Origin of the sequence: Streptomyces ipomoeae 91-03 (genome assembly GCF_000317595.1) — a bacterium.
Taxonomy (GTDB): Bacteria; Actinomycetota; Actinomycetes; order Streptomycetales; family Streptomycetaceae; genus Streptomyces; species Streptomyces ipomoeae.
The window spans coordinates 1-16841 of the sequence record NZ_AEJC01000601.1 but is presented as its reverse complement, the minus strand read 5'-3'; the positions used below and the strand labels follow the sequence as shown (position 1 = coordinate 16841).

At 69.1% G+C, this 16841-nt stretch carries 15 protein-coding genes; 7 read left to right on the top strand and 8 right to left on the bottom strand.

The features are described 5' to 3' along the window. Positions 1-353: 353 nt before the first annotated feature. Positions 354-1457: a helix-turn-helix domain-containing protein gene (locus tag STRIP9103_RS38690; RefSeq protein WP_063747360.1), complete on the bottom strand. Its 1104-nt coding sequence runs from the start codon at positions 1455-1457 to the stop codon at positions 354-356. A 310-nt stretch (positions 1458-1767) separates the two neighbouring features. Here STRIP9103_RS38690 and STRIP9103_RS38685 point away from each other — a divergent pair, with 310 nt between their 5' ends. Beyond that, entirely contained in the window at positions 1768-2520 is a 753-nt protein-coding gene (locus tag STRIP9103_RS38685) for a right-handed parallel beta-helix repeat-containing protein (RefSeq protein WP_009336552.1), read from the top strand. Between the two features lie 140 nt (positions 2521-2660). Here STRIP9103_RS38685 and STRIP9103_RS38680 read toward each other — a convergent pair whose 3' ends face one another. From STRIP9103_RS38680 to STRIP9103_RS38670, 3 genes are all read right to left on the bottom strand, one after another. After that, positions 2661-3632 (bottom strand): pirin family protein, encoded by a 972-nt coding sequence (locus tag STRIP9103_RS38680; protein WP_009336520.1) that lies wholly within the window; start codon positions 3630-3632, stop codon positions 2661-2663. Positions 3633-3775: 143 nt separating this feature from the next. After that, positions 3776-3991, bottom strand: coding sequence for a hypothetical protein (locus STRIP9103_RS38675; RefSeq protein ID WP_009336535.1), 216 nt, complete (start codon positions 3989-3991; stop codon positions 3776-3778). A gap of 274 nt (positions 3992-4265) precedes the next feature. Next, on the bottom strand, positions 4266-4775 hold the full coding sequence (locus STRIP9103_RS38670; protein WP_009336570.1) for an SseB family protein: 510 nt from the start codon (positions 4773-4775) through the stop codon (positions 4266-4268). A gap of 148 nt (positions 4776-4923) precedes the next feature. Between STRIP9103_RS38670 and STRIP9103_RS38665 the strand changes: the two genes are divergently transcribed. The 3 genes from STRIP9103_RS38665 to STRIP9103_RS38655 all read left to right on the top strand — a co-directional run bounded on the left by STRIP9103_RS38665 (position 4924) and on the right by STRIP9103_RS38655 (position 8880). Beyond that, entirely contained in the window at positions 4924-6765 is a 1842-nt protein-coding gene (locus STRIP9103_RS38665) for an acyl-CoA dehydrogenase (RefSeq protein ID WP_009336539.1), read from the top strand. 445 nt (positions 6766-7210) lie between these two features. After that, entirely contained in the window at positions 7211-8509 is a 1299-nt protein-coding gene (locus STRIP9103_RS38660) for a M18 family aminopeptidase (RefSeq protein ID WP_009336522.1), read from the top strand. 131 nt (positions 8510-8640) lie between these two features. After that, a complete protein-coding gene (locus STRIP9103_RS38655; RefSeq protein WP_009336550.1) occupies positions 8641-8880 on the top strand; it encodes a DUF6458 family protein in 240 nt (79 codons plus the stop codon). Between the two features lie 18 nt (positions 8881-8898). On the opposite strand, the gene STRIP9103_RS38650 is transcribed toward STRIP9103_RS38655, so the two are convergent. Then, on the bottom strand, positions 8899-10758 hold the full coding sequence (locus STRIP9103_RS38650; protein WP_009336556.1) for an NHL domain-containing thioredoxin family protein: 1860 nt from the start codon (positions 10756-10758) through the stop codon (positions 8899-8901). Positions 10759-10931: 173 nt separating this feature from the next. Here STRIP9103_RS38650 and STRIP9103_RS38645 point away from each other — a divergent pair, with 173 nt between their 5' ends. Further along, positions 10932-11435, top strand: coding sequence for an LURP-one-related/scramblase family protein (locus STRIP9103_RS38645; protein WP_009336515.1), 504 nt, complete (start codon positions 10932-10934; stop codon positions 11433-11435). A 99-nt stretch (positions 11436-11534) separates the two neighbouring features. On the opposite strand, the gene STRIP9103_RS38640 is transcribed toward STRIP9103_RS38645, so the two are convergent. Continuing rightward, complete coding sequence (locus STRIP9103_RS38640; RefSeq protein ID WP_009336583.1) at positions 11535-12353, bottom strand: carbon-nitrogen family hydrolase; 819 nt, start codon at positions 12351-12353, stop codon at positions 11535-11537. A 213-nt stretch (positions 12354-12566) separates the two neighbouring features. On the opposite strand from STRIP9103_RS38640, the gene STRIP9103_RS38635 reads away from it, so the two are divergent. Further along, positions 12567-13391 carry a maleylpyruvate isomerase family mycothiol-dependent enzyme gene (locus STRIP9103_RS38635; protein WP_009336566.1) on the top strand — a complete coding sequence of 275 codons (825 nt, stop codon included), beginning with the start codon at positions 12567-12569 and terminating at the stop codon, positions 13389-13391. A 260-nt stretch (positions 13392-13651) separates the two neighbouring features. Here STRIP9103_RS38635 and STRIP9103_RS38630 read toward each other — a convergent pair whose 3' ends face one another. Further along, a complete protein-coding gene (locus tag STRIP9103_RS38630) occupies positions 13652-14977 on the bottom strand; it encodes an MFS transporter (RefSeq protein WP_009336531.1) in 1326 nt (441 codons plus the stop codon). After that, entirely contained in the window at positions 14974-15687 is a 714-nt protein-coding gene (locus tag STRIP9103_RS38625) for a GntR family transcriptional regulator (protein ID WP_048821752.1), read from the bottom strand. Before STRIP9103_RS38625 ends, STRIP9103_RS38630 begins: the two co-directional genes overlap by 4 nt. Before the next feature lie 302 nt (positions 15688-15989). Between STRIP9103_RS38625 and STRIP9103_RS38620 the strand changes: the two genes are divergently transcribed. Further along, positions 15990-16823 carry a D-alanyl-D-alanine carboxypeptidase family protein gene (locus STRIP9103_RS38620; protein WP_009336563.1) on the top strand — a complete coding sequence of 278 codons (834 nt, stop codon included), beginning with the start codon at positions 15990-15992 and terminating at the stop codon, positions 16821-16823. The last annotated feature ends 18 nt before the right edge of the window (positions 16824-16841 follow it).

Sequence of the window (16841 nt, the reverse complement as noted above, 5' to 3'; positions counted from 1 at the left end):
AACCAGCGGATCATGGACAGACATATGTGTCGTGCGCGGACGGACCGCCCGAGTGACGGCTGCCGAGCACGACGGCCGACTGACGACTGCCGGGGGATGGCTGCTGGGGGACGGCCGCCGGGGGACGACTGCCGGAGGACGGCCGCCGGGGGACGACTGCCGGAGAACGGCCGCCGGGGGACGACTGCCAGGAGGGACGACTGCCAGGTGACGCCTCTCCGGCGAACGGGCTGACTGGCGGACTGGCGAGCTGGCGAGACGACTGGACGGGCGAACGCTTGCCTGAACCTACGGGCGGGCTGACTGGCTGTCGGCTTTCTCGTCGCCCTCGCCCGATCTCGTCACCCTCACCCTCACCCTCGCCCGATGAGGAACAGCTGGCGGCCGCTGTCATCGCCGCCGGTTGTCACAAGCTCCTCGCAACCCTCGGCCACTGCCGCCGCACCCTCTTCCTCCGCGGCCCCCCTGATCCCCACGCACACCTCGTCGCCCTGCGCCGGTCGCAGCCGCCAGCCGTCCGTGCCCTCGACCCGCTCGATACGGAACAGCTGGGAGGACCCGCCGACCTCGCAGTCGTCCCAGGGCTCGAGCATGTGCCGGAAGTCCCCGTCGTTCAGCAGGGTGAGACAGCCCTTGCCGAACTCGGGGTTGTCCCACTGGATGCGGTACAGCCCGTTGTCCGCCCGCAGCAGATACGTACGCGGCGGCACGGCCTCGGCACAGGGCCGCTGCACCGCGACCAACTTGGACTCCCCGCCGGCTGCCCGCACATCCCCGTCCGTCAGACACAACTCCGGCGCCCGCGCGGGCCGGATCCGCGACAGCCCGGGAGCGGGTCCGGGCCCGAGGGGAGTGGCCGCGGGGTTCATGGACGCGCCCGACGACTTCGAGGCTTTCGCATCCGCCCCGCCGGTGGACGATGTGTCTCCTCCCTGCGGTAACAGCACCACGACACCGATGACGAGCAGGGCGACGGTACCGAGCGAGGCGACGGCGGCCACCGCGGCGGTACGGCTGGTACGGCCGGTACGACTGGTACCGCCGGTACGGCTGTCACGGGAGTCACCGGATCCGAAGCGCGGCTCGACGGATCGCGACGACTCCCTCTCCTCGTCGGAGGCATCCCCTCCGTCGTCGGACGCGGAGGCGATCCGCTCCCTGGCCTCCAGCCACGCGGGCTCGTCGTTCTTCGGCACCCCACAGGCCCGTACGAGCGCGGTGACGATCTCGGCGCGGGGGAGCGCATCGCGGCGCAGTACGTCGGCGAGCGTGCTGCGGGCGAGGATGTCCCCCCGCTCGGCGGCCTTCTGCTCCAACTGCCGGAAGGTGAGCCCGCTGTGCTCCTTGAGCCGCCGCAACAGGGCGACGTACTCGGCGGAGGTACGCGCGGCCCCGGGGTCCAACTCCCTGGTTTCCTCTGCGTTTTCTATGTCCCGGCTGTCCCCCGTACTCGCCATGCGGTCATTGTGAACCCACCGATCGCGACCGACAACCCTCGTCCCGGCCACGTCGAGCGCCCCGACCGCACCACCCGCACGGTCCGGACAGGCCGCTGACCAGCCCGGACAGCCGTACGACTGTCCCGGACACGGAAAACCGTTGCCGGACAAGATCCGCCGCCCCAGGCTCGATTGCTGTCGCCACGGCCGACCCCACGGGGGTGGACCGGCCGGGGCACGCAACCACCGACCGTTCTGAACGGACCGTTCTGAACGGACTGTTCCGCCCCCCGACCCGACCCAATCCGATCCGAAGAGGAGTCGCTCCATGCGTACGCACGCCCCGCGTACCCGTTCCGTATCGAAGGCCGTCCTCACCACCGCTGTCGGCAGCGCGCTGATACTGGGAGCCCTGGCCGAGCCGAGCTGGTCGGCGCCGGCGGTGGCCGCCAAGTACCCGGGTCAGGGCAAGTGCCCGCCGGGCGACTACCAGCTCTGCATCAACGGTGGTCCCGGCGGCTTCACGATCAAGGGCAGGACGTTCTCCCGCCACGACAACGCGATCCTGCTCCGGAACGTCTCGAACGTCACGATCACCGGCAACACCTTCAAGAACCTCAGCGGCGCGAACGGCTACGCCGGGGTCCATGTGAAGAACTCCTCCGGCATCGTGATCAAGAAGAACACGTTCTCGAACCTCCGCAACAAGGGCCACATGCACGGGGTCTACCTGGTCAAGACCACGGGCAGCACCATCACCGGCAACAAGTTCTCCTCCATCACCGGCGACCCCGTACGCCTCCGCGACGGCAGCCGCAACAACACCGTGAGCGGCAACACCTCCACCAAGTCGGGCACCTACGCCATCGTCAGCGAGTGGCGCGACCCGAAGAAGGGCGAAACCTGCGGCGGGGGCAACGTCGTCAAGAACAACAAGTACGGCCCCGGCTACTACGGCAAGTCCCTCCCCCTCATCCTCTGGGGCGGCAAGGGCAGCGGCAAGAGCGGCCCCAACAAGCTCACCTGGAAGAACTGCAAGAAGGCCACCGTCGTCAACAAGGGCGGCAACAAGAGGTTCTGACAAGGCGTCCATACAGCAGACGCCTCACACAAACCTGCAGCTCACAGGCTGGCCCACATGCCAAGGGCCCCTGCCCATCACCGGGCAGGGGCCTCAGGCGCTCACGCGCACTCACGCGCACTCACACGGCTACGACACCGTCAGAGGCCGCCCTCCGACATCCCGTGGACCGCCGGAATGGTGCCGAGCCGGCCCTTCTGGAAGTCCTCGAACGCCTGCTGGAGTTCCTCGCGGGTGTTCATGACGAACGGGCCGTAGTGGGCCATGGGCTCGCGGATGGGCTGACCGCCGAGGAGGAGGATCTCCAGGTCGGGCGTGTTGGAGTCCTGCTTCTCGTCCGCGCGGACGGTGAGCGAGGAGCCGGCGCCGAAGACGGCGGTCTGACCCAGGTGGATCGGACGCCGGTCCACACCGACACTGCCGCGCCCGGCGAGCACGTACGCGAGGGCGTTGAAGTCCTCACGCCACGGCAGCGTGATCTCCGCGCCCGGCGCCACGGTCGCGTGGAGCAGGGTGATCGGGGTGTGGGTGATGCCCGGCCCCTGGTGGCCGTCCAGCTCACCGGCGATGACGCGGAGCAGCGCGCCGCCGTCGGGGGTGGTGAGGAGCTGGACCTGGCCGCCGCGGATGTCCTGGTACCTCGGGGCCATCATCTTGTCCTTGGCGGGCAGGTTCACCCACAGCTGGATGCCGTGGAAGAGACCGCCGGACATGACAAGGGACTCAGGCGGCGCCTCGATGTGGAGGAGGCCCGAACCGGCGGTCATCCACTGGGTGTCACCGTTGGTGATGGTGCCGCCACCACCCTGGCTGTCCTGGTGGTCGAAGATCCCGTCGATGATATAGGTGACGGTCTCGAAGCCGCGATGGGGGTGCCAGGGCGTGCCCTTCGGCTCGCCGGGCGCGTAGTCCACCTCACCCATCTGGTCCATCATGATGAACGGGTCGAGGTGGCGGTAGTTGATCCCGGCGAACGCACGGCGAACCGGGAAGCCCTCGCCCTCGAAGCCGCTGGGCGCGGTCGTCACGGCGAGCACCGGGCGGGACACGGCGTCGGCGGACGCGATGACACGGGGCAGGGTCAGCGGGTTCTCGACGGTCACTGCGGGCATGTCGGTACCTCCTTGTGCGGCCAGTTTAGTTTATCGTTGAACTTTCTGCCAGCCCAAACCACACAGAGGCCGCACCCATTCCCACCGGGGACACGGGACTTCCCGCCGAGGGCACGGGACTTCCCGCCGAGGACACGGGACGCTCACCCCCACCCGGACAGGGGACGCCCATCCCCCTTGTTGCCGCCCTTCGGGTCCTCGGGGTCGTGGACGATCTCGACCCGCTCGGCGCCGCGGCCCTGTGTGCCATGGCGCACATGAGTCTGACCGCGCCTGTCGGCGAAGGAGTAGACGCACTTCGCGACGGTGTCATCTCCGGACCGCTTCTCCTCGTACGGCCACTCCAGCCGCCCCTCCACGGCGATCCCCCCGGACGCGCGGCGCGGAGCGCGGCTCCTCGGCGTCCCGCACGGGCAGCGCCCGGTTCACGGCCGCCGCGAACTCCCGCACCATCGGAGCGCCGCGGGCTCGCAGCAGATACGTCACGCCGTCGGCCGTGCGGGCAAGCAGAGCCGCAGGCAGGCAGAGCCGCCGCAGTCAGGCAGACACGACCCGCAGACCGCAGACCGCAGAGAATCCCATCCCACCCCGCCCGACCCGGAACCGGCCGGACCGGCGGAGCCACTCGCGGAGCTACCCGTACATCCGCCGCATCGCGAACTCGACCATCTGCTCCACGGCCTTCGCGTCGAAGACCATCCGGTGTTCGCCCTCCATGTCGAGGACGAAGCCGTAGCCGGTCGGGAGGAGGTCGATGACCTCGGCGCCGGTGATGACGAAGTACTTGGACTCCTTGCCCGCGTACCGGCGGAGCTCCTTGAGCGAAGTGAACATGGGGATCACCGGCTGCTGGGTGTTGTGCAGGGCCAGGAACCCGGGGTTGTCACCGCGCGGGCAGTACACCTTGGACGTGGCGAAGACCTGCTGGAAGTCCTCGGCGGCCATCTGACCGGTGGTGAAGGCCCGCACCGCGTCCGCGAGCGAGGGCGGCGACGGCTCGGGGTACAGCGGCTGCTGCTGCCCGTAACCGCCGCCCATCGGGCCGCCGGGCATCTGCCCCGGCATCTGCTGCTGCCCCGACATAGGCTGCTGCGGCGGGGCGTACTGCTGCTGAGTGCCAGCGCTCTGGTCGTAGCCGTACATGCGGCAAAGCGTAACGAGTCACAGATGACCCGATCGGGGTTGCTTCTTATTACCGATGGGTAGCATCATCGGCATACAACCTACTTGCTGGTACGTGAACAAGCGCGAGGATCCAGTGCCTCGCCGATCTCTCTACGGAGCCGTCGCCATGGGGCACTACAAGTCGAATCTCCGCGACATCGAGTTCAACCTCTTCGAGGTACTCGGGCGCGACAAGCTGTACGGCACGGGCCCGTTCGCGGAGATGGACACCGATACCGCCAAGAGCATCCTGGAGGAGCTGACGCGCCTCTCGGAGAACGAGCTCGCCGAGTCCTTCACGGACGCCGACCGCAACCCGCCGGTGTTCGACCCGGAGACCAACACCGCTCCGGTCCCGGCCTCTTTCAAGAAGAGCTACAAGGCCTTCATGGACTCCGAGTACTGGCGCCTCGGCCTGCCCGAGGCGATCGGCGGTACGACGGCTCCCCCCTCCCTGATCTGGTCGTACGCGGAGCTGATCCTCGGCGCGAACCCGGCCGTGTGGATGTACTCCTCGGGCCCGGCGTTCGCCGGCATCCTCTACGACGAGGGCAACGAGGTCCAGAAGAAGATCGCCCAGATCGCGGTGGAGCGGACCTGGGGTTCGACCATGGTCCTCACCGAGCCGGACGCGGGCTCCGACGTGGGCGCCGGCCGCACCAAGGCGATCCAGCAGGAGGACGGCTCCTGGCACATCGAGGGTGTGAAGCGGTTCATCACCTCCGGTGAGCACGACATGGAGGAGAACATCCTCCACTACGTCCTCGCCCGCCCCGAGGGCCACGGCCCCGGCACCAAGGGCCTGTCCCTCTTCCTCGTGCCGAAGTACCTGTTCGACTTCGAGACCGGTGAGCTGGGCGAGCGCAACGGCGTCTACGCCACCAACGTCGAGCACAAGATGGGCCTGAAGGCCTCCAACACCTGCGAGATGACCTTCGGCGACCGCCACCCGGCCAAGGGCTGGCTGATCGGCGACAAGCACGACGGCATCCGCCAGATGTTCCGCATCATCGAGTTCGCCCGGATGATGGTCGGCACGAAGGCCATCTCGACCCTGTCGACCGGTTACCTGAACGCCCTGGAGTACGCCAAGGAGCGCGTCCAGGGTCCGGACCTGGCGAACTTCATGGACAAGACCGCGCCCAAGGTCACCATCACCCACCACCCCGACGTCCGCCGCTCGCTGATGACGCAGAAGGCGTACGCCGAGGGCATGCGGGCGCTGGTGCTGTACACCGCCTCGATCCAGGACGCGATCGCGGTGAAGGAGGCGGCGGGCGAGGACGCCTCGGCCGAGCACGCGCTCAACGACCTCCTCCTGCCCATCGTCAAGGGCTACGGCTCCGAGAAGGGCTACGAGCAGCTCGCCCAGTCGCTGCAGACCTTCGGCGGCTCCGGCTTCCTGCAGGAGTACCCGATCGAGCAGTACATCCGCGACGCCAAGATCGACACCCTGTACGAGGGCACCACCGCGATCCAGGGCCAGGACTTCTTCTTCCGCAAGATCGTCCGCAACCAGGGCGCCGCGCTGAACTCCCTCGCCGAGGAGATCAAGAAGTTCCTGGCTCTCGGCGAGGGCGGCGAGGAGCTCGCCCCGGCCCGCGAGCAGCTGGCCAAGGCGGCCGTGGAGCTGGAGGCCGTCGTCGGCCTGATGCTGACCGACCTCGCGGCCACCGAGCAGGACGTCAAGAACATCTACAAGGTCGGCCTCAACACCACCCGCCTGCTTCTGGCCTCCGGTGACGTGGTCGTCGGCTACCTGCTGCTCAAGGGCGCCGCGGTCGCCGCCGAAAAGCTTCAGACCGCCTCCGCCAAGGCTGTGTCTTCCAAAGATGTGGCCTTCTACCAGGGCAAGATCGCGGCGGCGAAGTTCTTCGCCACCAACGTCCTCCCCGGCGTCACCCTGGCCCGCAAGGTCGCCGAGGGCGTCGACCTGGACCTGATGGAGCTGGACGAGGCGGCGTTCTAGGACGAACACTGGGCACCCGCCGCCGCTCGTCTCACTCGCAGCGATACGCAGCAACGGGCAGTCGCACCATTGCGGCCACCGCCAGGCGTAGCCGTGGGCAGTCGTACCACTGGAGCGGCTGCCCACCCAGCAGTGGCACCGGATGGGAAGCCGAGAGCGGGAGAGCGTGGGCGCAGCGGCACCCGGCAAGCGCCGGTGAGCGAGACCCACGCCCGCCCGGCCGAAGCCGCCGCGCTCCTGCCCAACGCACCAGGTGCCTGGGGGACGCGGGACACACCGGGTGCCCGAAAGCCGACCCACGGCGACCGCGCACGAAAGGCGCCCCGTCATGCCGGACGGCCCCTGCCCGGCCCTCCGGTACCACGGCCCTCCACAGCACCGCCCCCACGAGGGCCCGTTCCCAAGCCCCGGGAGCGGGCCCTCGTACGTCGTTAAGGTGAACCCCATGCGCACACCCCCACGCTTCGATCGCGGCCACACCGACGACCTCATGTCCTTCCTGACGGCCAGCCCGTCCCCGTACCACGCGGTGGCGAACGCCGCGGAACGGCTGGAGAAGGCCGGCTTCCGACAGGTCTCGGAGACCGACGCGTGGGACGGCTCACTGGGCGGCAAGTACGTCCTGCGCGGCGGCGCGATCATCGCCTGGTACGTACCGGAGGGCGCCGACCCGCACACCCCGTTCCGCATCGTGGGCGCCCACACCGACTCCCCCAACCTGCGGGTCAAGCCCCGCCCGGACACCGGCGGGCACGGCTTCCGCCAGGTCGCCGTCGAGATCTACGGCGGCCCCCTGCTCAACTCCTGGCTGGACCGCGACCTCGGCATCGCCGGCCGTCTCTCCCTGCGCGACGGCACCAGCCGCCTGGTCAACATCGACAGACCCCTCCTCCGCGTGCCCCAACTCGCCATCCACCTCGACCGCGCGGTCACCTCCGAGGGTCTGAAACTCGACAAACAGCGCCACCTCCAGCCCATCTGGGGCCTCGGCGACGACATCCGCGACGGCGACCTCATCTCCTTCCTGGAACAGGAGTCGGGCCTGCCCGCCGGCGAGGTCACCGGCTGGGACCTGATGACCCACTCCGTCGAGCCACCCGCCTACCTCGGCCGCGACAAGGAACTCCTGGCCGGTCCCCGCATGGACAACCTCCTCTCCGTGCACGCCGGTACCGCCGCGCTGGCCGCGGTCGCCACCTCCGGCGACGACCTCCCCTACATCCCCGTCCTCGCCGCCTTCGACCACGAGGAGAACGGCTCCCAGAGCGACACCGGCGCCGACGGACCCCTCCTCGGCGGGGTCCTGGAGCGCTCGGTGTTCGCCCGCGGCGGCTCGTACGAGGACCGGGCACGCGCCTTCGCCGGTACGGTCTGCCTCTCCTCGGACACCGGCCACGCCGTCCACCCCAACTACGCGGAGCGCCACGACCCGACGCACCACCCCCGCGCCGACGCCGGCCCGATCCTCAAGGTGAACGTCAACAACCGCTACGCCACGGACGGTTCGGGCCGCGCCATCTTCGCCGCCGCCTGTGAACGGGCCGGCGTGCCCTTCCAGACCTTCGTCTCCAACAACTCCATGCCCTGCGGCACCACCATCGGCCCCATCACCGCCGCCCGCCACGGCATCCGCACCGTCGACATCGGCGTCGCCATCCTCTCCATGCACAGCGCCCGCGAACTCTGCGGCGCGAAGGACCCCTACCTCCTGACGAACGCCCTGGCGGCGTTCCTGGAGGGCTAGTTACCGGGGACCCGTCACTGCCAGGCCCATTGACCCGTTACCACCAGGCCCATTCGGGTACCCGGAAACGACCGGTAGGACCGAGCGACCGGAACGACCGGCCGACCCAACCGGACTGGGAGGAAACACTCATGGGCCTGGGCGGGTGCATCATCCTGATCGCCGTGGGGGCCATCCTCACGTTCGCCACCGACTGGGACATGCAAGGGGTCAACCTCGACCTGGTCGGCATCATCCTCATCCTCGTCGGACTCATCGGCGTCGTGACGTTCAGCAGCATCGCCCGGCGGCGGCGAGTGGTGGTGCCACCGACGACCCCCGTCATCGACGAGGAACGACACCACCACCGGGACGGCTACCAGGGGTACTGACGTACCCCAGCGGATCGGCTAGGGGGTCTCATCCATCCCCGCCAACACCAGCGGCAGCCTGTCCACCCCGCCGTCCCTGACCTGGACCGGCACGCCCCAGTCCTGCTGATGGACGTGACAGGCCGGGTACTCGGCACCCGCGGCGGAGTCACTGTTGGACGCAGGGTCGTCACAGGAGGCGGCCATCGCCGAGACGTGGAGGACTCCCTCGGATATCGACGGGTTCAGTTGCAGCTCGCGAGAGAGGGACGTGTCCGCGCCGTCGCCCTTGAGCAGCAGCTCGGGCGGGGTGGAGGAGACGAGAAGACGGGTCGAGGGACCGTAGCGGTCGTCGAGCTTCTGGCCGGGCGGGGGCTGGAAGACGACATCCAACCGCAAGCTGCCGGGGGCTATGTCGGTGGCCGCGCGCTGGGTCCTATGGGCGACGGCCTCGACCCGTACCGCCTCCTCCGGCAGCCGCAGCCGGGTCAGCCGGTGGCGGGCGGACTCGACGACCACGATGTCGTCCCCGACGAGCACCGCGTCACTCGGCTCCCGCAGGTCCGTGGCGAGCGTGGTCACCTCCCCCGTCGCCGGGTCGTAGCGGCGCAACGCGTGGTTGTACGTGTCGCAGATCGCCACCGAACCGTCCGGCAGGGCCGTGACCCCCAGCGGATGCTGGAGCAGCGCCTGTTCGGCGTCGCCGTCACGGTGGCCGAAGTCGAAGAGCCCGGTGCCGACCGCCGTGTGGACCACACCATCGAGGTCCACCCATCTCAGCGCGGACGTCTCGGAGTCGGCCAGCCACAGCCGGTCGGCGGTGGCCGCGAGCCCCGACGGCTGCGCGAACCAGGCCTCCGGCCCCGGCCCGTCAACCAACCCCTCGTTCGTCGTGCCCGCCGCCACGGCGACCGTGCAGTCGGCCGGGTCGTACGTCCACAGCTGGTGGACACCGGCCATGGCGATCCAGACCTTGCCGCCGAAGACGGCCACGTCCCACGGCGAGGACAGATCGATCTGCCACGCCGGTCCCGAGGTCGGCGAGCCCTGCCACCACTGACGGCCCGTACCGGCCAGGGTCGCGACATGGCCGGTGTCCGGGTCGAGCCGGCGCAGGGCGTGGTTCACGGTGTCGGCGACCACCACATCACCGCTGTCCAGCAACGCCAGTCCCTGCGGCTCACTGAAGCGGGCGTGGTCGGCGGGGCCGTCCACGAAACCGCGCTCTCCGGTGCCGTAACGCCGTACGACTGTCTCGCCGTCCGGCGCGAGGCGGACCAGCCGATGCCGGGTGGTGTCGCTGACAAGGAAGTCGCCGTCCGGCAGGAGCAGCGCCTTGCCGGGGAAGCGCAGCACCGTCGGATCGGGCTCCGGTGGTACGTACGGCCCGTCACCGCGCCGTAGCGTGCCCTTCGCCGCGTGCTCGGTCTCCAGCTCGGTGACCAGCCGCTCTATGGCGTGAACATGCCCCTCGCCCGCGTGCTGGGCGACCACGTAGCCCTCCGGGTCGATCACCACGAGCGTCGGCCAGGCCCGTACCGCGTACTGCTTCCATGTGGCGAGCTCCGGGTCGTCGAGCACGGGGTGCTCCACCTCGTACCGCTCGACGGCGTCGAGCACCGCCCGATGCTCCGCCTCGTGCGCGAACTTCGGCGAGTGCACCCCGATGACCACCACCGTGTCCCGGTGCTTCTCCTCCAAGTGCCGCAGCTCGTCCAGGACATGCAGACAGTTGATGCAGCAGAACGTCCAGAAATCCAGCACCACTATCTTTCCCCGCAGGTCGGCGAGGCTGTACTGCTTCCCACCCGTGTTCAGCCAGCCGCCCTTCCCGATCAGCTCGGGGGCGCGGACACGGACACGGCGGGGTACCGGGTGCTTGGTCGTGGAGTCGTTCATGGGTCCAGACTGCCACTTGCGCAAGATCCGCTCGCGAGCCTGTGGACAACCTGCCGCAACTCCCGTACCGGCCTGTGGACAACCTCCCCACGAACTGTGGACAGTGTTCGCGAGCTGGCCCTTCCGGCCTATCGGGGACGTTTCGGAGCGGGCCCCGGGGAACCCCTGGGAACATGAGATTCCTCGTACGCGACCGGCTCCTCGGCATCGGTGACGACTACTGGATCGAGGACGAGCACGGCAGGAAGGCCTTCCTCGTCGACGGCAAGGCCATGCGACTGCGGGACACCTTCGATCTGAAGGACACCCAAGGGCGGGTTCTGATCGACATCCGGCAGAAGATGTTCGCGCTGCGCGACACCATGGTGATCGAACGGGACGGCGAACCCCTGGCCACCGTCCGCCGCAAACGTCTCTCCCTGCTCCGCAACCACTACCGCGTGTCCTTGGCGGACGGCCGCACCGAACTCGACGTCAGCGGCAAGATCCTCGACCGTGAGTTCGTCGTCGAGTACGAGGGTGACCTGCTCGCCGTCGTCTCGTGCCGCTGGCTGCATGTGAGGGAGACATACGGTCTGGACGTCGTACGGGACGACGCGGACCCCGCGCTGCTGATCGCCGTCGCGGTGTGCGTGATCCACCTGGCGGAGAAGGAGAGGCTGACGGCTGACGGCTGACGGCTGACGGCTGACGGCTGACGGCTGACGGCTGACGGCTGACGGCTGACGGCTGACGGCCATGATCCGACCGGCCGTAGGCCCACCGCTCGGTCGGGATCAGCGGCGCGGGGCCGCCACCCCCAGCAGCCTGTCCTTCAGCGCGGGGAACTGTTCCCGCGTGGTCGCCACCTTCGCCGGGTCGAACTCCACCATGAGGACTTCCTCGTCGGCGCCGGCCTCCGCCAGCACCTCCCCCCACGGATCGACCACGATCGAGTGACCGGCCTGGGGAACTCCCGCGTGCGTACCCGCCGTTCCGCAGGCGAGGACGTACGCCTGGTTCTCGACGGCCCGGGCCTGGGCGAGGAGCGTCCAGTGGGAGCGGCGGCGCTCCGGCCAGCCCGCCGAGAGCACGAAGGTCTCGGCGCCGGCGTCCACGAGGCCGCGGAAGAGTTCGGGGAAACGGAGGTCGTAGCAGGTCGCGATGCCGAGAGTGGTCTCGGGGAGGCGGAGCGTCACCAGCTCCGTGCCCGCGCCCATCAGTACGGCCTCGCCCTTGTCGAAGCCGAAGCGATGGATCTTGCGGTAGGCGGCGGCGAGTTCACCAGAGGGTGAGAAGACCAGGGAGGTGTTGTAAAGGGGGCCCGCGCCCGCGGCGGAGCCGCTGTCGGAGGCAGCCCGTTCGGGGATCGAGCCGGCGTGCAGCCAGACGCCCGCGTCACTCGCCGCCTTGGCCATCGCCTCGTACGTCGGGCCGTCGAGCGGCTCGGCCTCCACGGTGAAGGATTCGAACGAGAATGCGCCGGTGGTCCACAGCTCCGGGAGGACGACGAGATCGGCGCCGGCCTGCTCCCGCACCAGCGAAGCCACCCGCCGCCTGCGCGAATCGACCGATTCGCCCTCGTCTACGCCGATCTGGATGAGCGAGGCGCGCACACTACCACCGTCCTGGCATTCGAGCCGTCCATACCGGCCCTACGATCGTCACACGAAAGCACTGCCGGGGTGCCGCTCAGCAGCGTAACTTAACGTTCCACAGCACCCACCGACAGCCGCCCACGCCCGCTCACCGCCGTCAACGTCGACGCCCCCACCGAGAACCCACCCACCACGTACCGACCGTACCGACCGCCCGAGGGGTCCCGTTCCGTGAGTCTGCATCCCACTCTTCAGCCCTACGCCGACGCCTGGACCCACTCCGTGGACGCTATATCCGAGCTGGTGTCACCGCTCGTGGAGGGCGAGTGGAACAGGCGGACCCCATGCCCCGGCTGGTCGGTGCGCGATGTGGTCTCCCATGTGATCGGCCTCGACTCCGAGATGCTCGGCGACCCGCGGCCGATCCACACCCTCCCGCGTGACCTGTACCACGTACGGACCGAGCACCAGCGATACATGGAGATGCAGGTCGACGCCCGCCGGCACCACACCGCGCCGGAGATGACCGCCGAGCTGGAGTACACGATCATCCGCCGCAACCGCCAGCTGCGGAACGAGTCGCGGATGCCGGACCACATCGTGCGTGGACCGCTCGGTACGGAGTTGACGCTGGAACAGGCCATGCGCAACCGCGCGTTCGACGTGTGGGTCCATGAGCAGGACCTGCGCGCCGCGCTGGGGCAGCCGGGGAATCTGGACTCGCCGGGCGCGTACGTCGTCCGCGACGAGCTGCTGTCCGTACTGCCGAAGGTCGTCGCCGAGGACGCGCAGGCGCCGCGCAGCTCGGCCGTCGTCTTCGACGTGCACGGCCCGGTGGAGTTCATCCGTACCGTCCGCGTCGACATCCAGGGCCGCGGCACCCTGGAGACCGCCCCCGCCCTCGGCCCCGCCGCCACCCTCACCCTCGACTGGGAGACCTACGTCCGCCTGGCCTGCGGCCGCGTCACCGCCGATGCCGTCGCCGACCGCATCAAGGGCGAGGGCGACCCGCAGCTGATCGCCGCGATCCTGCGCTCCTTCGCGGTGACGGTCTAGCCCGGGGCCGGCGACGGCTCAGCCCTCTGGGCGGCGACGATTCGGCCTCTGAGCGGTGACGGTTCCGCCTCTGAGCGGTGACGGTTCCGCCTCTGGCCGACGGAGCATGGGCCTTCTGGCCGGTAGCGGTTCGGCCCATGGCCATGAGGCTGGGGTCCGCTGCCCGGTGCTCGACCCGCGTTCGGCTCGCGTATGCCGTCGTTCCGCGCCCGCGCACGACGGCGCGCGTTGCCGGCCCGCCCCCGTCACGGCACCATGCGTCACCGAGACGCCGGTACGTGGACCGTCTCCACCCGGCTCGCCACCAGCCGTTCCCGCTCACGGCGGGCCGCGCGGCCCCGGAGCCGGAGGATCTGGCTCAGGCCGAGGGCCTGGAGGACGAAGACGGCGGAGAAGGCGACGCGGTAGTCGTCGTTCGTCATGTCCAGCAGCACGCCGACGACGAGCAAGGTCGTCATGGAGGCGACGAAACCACCCATGTTGGTGATTCCGGAGGCGGTGCCCTGACGCTCCGGCGGGTTCGCCGGGCGGGCGAAGTCGAAGCCGAGCATGGAGGCGGGGCCACAGGCGCCGAGGACCGTGCACAGGACGACCAGGAGCCACATCGGCGCGTGCTCACCGGGGTACAGGAGCGTGGCCGCCCAGACCGTCGCCGTCGCGAGGACCGTGCCGAGCGCCAGCGGCAGCCGCGCCGCGTGATGCCGGGCGACCACCTGGCCGTACACCAGTCCGACGACCATGTTGGAGAGGACGACGAGGGTGAGCAGATCACCGGCGGTGGCCCGGCTCAGCCCCTGCGCCTCGACCAGGAACGGCAGCCCCCACAGCAGCAGGAACACCATCGCCGGGAACTGCGTGGTGAAGTGCACCCACAGACCCAGCCGCGTCCCCGGCTCCCGCCAGGACGTCGCGATCTGCCGCCGTACGTACGCCGCGCCCTGGTGCGGTGACGGTTCCGGCTCGTAGCCCTCGGGGTGGTCCTTCAGGAACAGCAGGACGAGTACGAGGACGACGAGCCCGGCGGCCGAACTGCCCGCGAACGCCGCCGTCCAGCCCACACCGTGCAGCAGCCGGGCCAGCACCAGCGTCGAGACCAGGTTGCCCGCCATGCCGGCCAGCCCCGCGAACTGCGCGATCAGCGGCCCGCGCCGGGCCGGGAACCAGCGGGTACCCAGCCGCAGCACACTGATGAACGTCATCGCGTCGCCACAGCCCAGCAGCGCGCGCGAGGCCAGCGCCGTGCCGTACGACGGCGACAGAGCGAAGCCGAGCTGGCCGGCCGTGAACAGCAAGGCGCCCAGGGTCAGCACCTTCTTGGTGCCGAGCCGGTCGACCAGCAGACCGACGGGTATCTGCATGCCCGCGTACACGAGCAACTGGAGTATGGAGAAGGTGGACAGGGCGGAGGCGCTCACATGGAAGCGGTCGGCGGCGTCGAGGCCGGCCACCCCCAGCGACGTACGGAAGATGACGGCGACGAAGTAGACCGCGACGCCGATGCTCCAGACCGCGAGGGCACGACGGCCGCCGGGCGGGTCACCGGGGAGGGACGCGGAGGACGACGAGGATATACCCGCGCTGCTCAACGGACCTCCCCCCGCGCCAGGTTGGAGAACCAGCTGACATGCCGGTGGACGAGGTCCACGGCCGCCTCGGCGTCGCCGGCACGCAGCGCCTGGAGGATCTCCTCGTGTTCGGTGAGCGTCTTGGTGACACGGTCCGGGTGGGCGTGCATGACGGCGACACCCATGCGCAACTGCCGGTCGCGGAGCTGGTCGTAGAGGCGGGAGAGGATCTCGTTGCCGCCACTGCGGACGATCTCGGCGTGGAAACAGCGGTCGGTCACCGCCGCGGCTGCCAGGTCACCGGCCGCCGCCTGCGCCTTCTGCTGCTCCAGCAGCTCCTCCAGACGGGCGATGAGCTGCGGCGAGGCCGGGACCGTCTTGCGGACGGCGTGCTCCTCGACCAGCTGCCGGGTCTCCACCACGTCCGCGATCTCCTGTGCGGAGACGGGCAGCACCAGGGCGCCCTTCTTCGGGTAGAGCTTGATCAGCCCCTCGACCTCCAGCCGCAGCAGCGCCTCCCGCACCGGCGTCCGCGACACCCCGACCGCCTCGGCCAGCTCGCCCTCGGTGAGCAGCGTGCCGCCTTCGTAGCGGCGCTCCAAGACTCCTTGTTTGACATGGGAGTAGACGCGGTCCGCGGCGGGCGGCTGCCTGAGGGCCGGGGCGGCGGTGCTGGAAGTGGCTGTGGCGGCGGTCCGGTTCGGCGTGGTCGTGGGCGACACTGAGGGCATGCCCACAGCATAGATACAACACGTACGCATGACTGCCCTTGTCCACGATCCGGGACGAATGCCGTCAAGGAGCTGTCGGAGCACTGTCGGAGAGGCCTGAATCGGCCCCCGCCTCAACCGCCGCACAACCTTTTGTGCTACTCACTTGTCTCACGAGTAGCGGCCGCGCTTTGCCTGCACGTCGGCACCCAAATGGCCGCGCTCCACAGACATTTGACGCAATCGGGGTATTTGACTTGATTACCGCCATAAAGGGCGCACGTGTCCGCAGAGCCGCTGCTGTAGTCGTCACCACCGGTGCGATGATCGCGACCGGAGTCATCAGCTCCGCTCCCGCGCAGGCGGCCGTCGCGAAGCCCACGATCACCGCCACGGGCGGGTTCGTGATGAACAACGGCACGAGCAAGTCGTTGTTCACGAAGAACGCGGACAAGAAGCTGTCCACCGGCTCGACCACCAAGATCATGACGGCACTGGTGGTGCTGAAGCAGAAGAACCTCAACCTGAACTCCCAGGTCACGATCCAGAAGGCGTACAGCGACTACGTCGTGAAGAACAACGCCTCCCTGGCTCGCCTGATCGTCGGAGACAAGGTCACCGTCCGTCAGCTGCTGTACGGCCTGATGCTTCCGTCCGGCTGCGACGCCGCTTACGCGCTTGCCGACAAGTTCGGCACGGGCTCGACCCGCGCTGCGCGTGTGAAGTCGTTCATCGGCAAGATGAACTCCACCGCCAAGAGCCTTGGCCTGAAGAACACGCACTTCGACTCGTTCGACGGCATCGGCAACGGGGCGAACTACTCGACGGCGCGCGACCTGACGAAGCTCGCCAGCAACGCGATGAAGAACTCCACGTTCCGCACGGTCGTCAAGACGAAGACGTACACGGCGAAGACCAAAACGAAGTCCGGCGGCACCCGGACGATGGAGCCGTGGAAGAACACCAACCCGCTGCTGGGCACCTACAGCGGGGCGATCGGCGTGAAGACCGGCTCGGGCCCCGAGTCCAAGAAGTGCCTCGTCTTCGCCGCCACCCGTAACGGCAAGACGATCATCGGCACGGTCCTCGCCGCCCCGACCGAGGCCGACCGTCTGTCGGACGCGAAGAAGCTCCTGAACTACGGCTTCAAGGTCTGACCACACTGATACGAGGAG

What these genes read in the sequence shown, in the direction of transcription:
- STRIP9103_RS38690 (WP_063747360.1), bottom strand. Translation starts at nt 1,457, where the DNA reads ATGGCGAGTACGGGGGACAGCCGGGACATAGAAAACGCAGAGGAAACC.
- STRIP9103_RS38685 (WP_009336552.1), top strand. Translation starts at nt 1,768, where the DNA reads ATGCGTACGCACGCCCCGCGTACCCGTTCCGTATCGAAGGCCGTCCTC.
- STRIP9103_RS38680 (WP_009336520.1), bottom strand. Translation starts at nt 3,632, where the DNA reads ATGCCCGCAGTGACCGTCGAGAACCCGCTGACCCTGCCCCGTGTCATC.
- STRIP9103_RS38670 (WP_009336570.1), bottom strand. Translation starts at nt 4,775, where the DNA reads ATGTACGGCTACGACCAGAGCGCTGGCACTCAGCAGCAGTACGCCCCG.
- STRIP9103_RS38665 (WP_009336539.1), top strand. Translation starts at nt 4,924, where the DNA reads ATGGGGCACTACAAGTCGAATCTCCGCGACATCGAGTTCAACCTCTTC.
- STRIP9103_RS38660 (WP_009336522.1), top strand. Translation starts at nt 7,211, where the DNA reads ATGCGCACACCCCCACGCTTCGATCGCGGCCACACCGACGACCTCATG.
- STRIP9103_RS38655 (WP_009336550.1), top strand. Translation starts at nt 8,641, where the DNA reads ATGGGCCTGGGCGGGTGCATCATCCTGATCGCCGTGGGGGCCATCCTC.
- STRIP9103_RS38650 (WP_009336556.1), bottom strand. Translation starts at nt 10,758, where the DNA reads ATGAACGACTCCACGACCAAGCACCCGGTACCCCGCCGTGTCCGTGTC.
- STRIP9103_RS38645 (WP_009336515.1), top strand. Translation starts at nt 10,932, where the DNA reads ATGAGATTCCTCGTACGCGACCGGCTCCTCGGCATCGGTGACGACTAC.
- STRIP9103_RS38625 (WP_048821752.1), bottom strand. Translation starts at nt 15,687, where the DNA reads ATGCCCTCAGTGTCGCCCACGACCACGCCGAACCGGACCGCCGCCACA.
- STRIP9103_RS38620 (WP_009336563.1), top strand. Translation starts at nt 15,990, where the DNA reads ATGATCGCGACCGGAGTCATCAGCTCCGCTCCCGCGCAGGCGGCCGTC.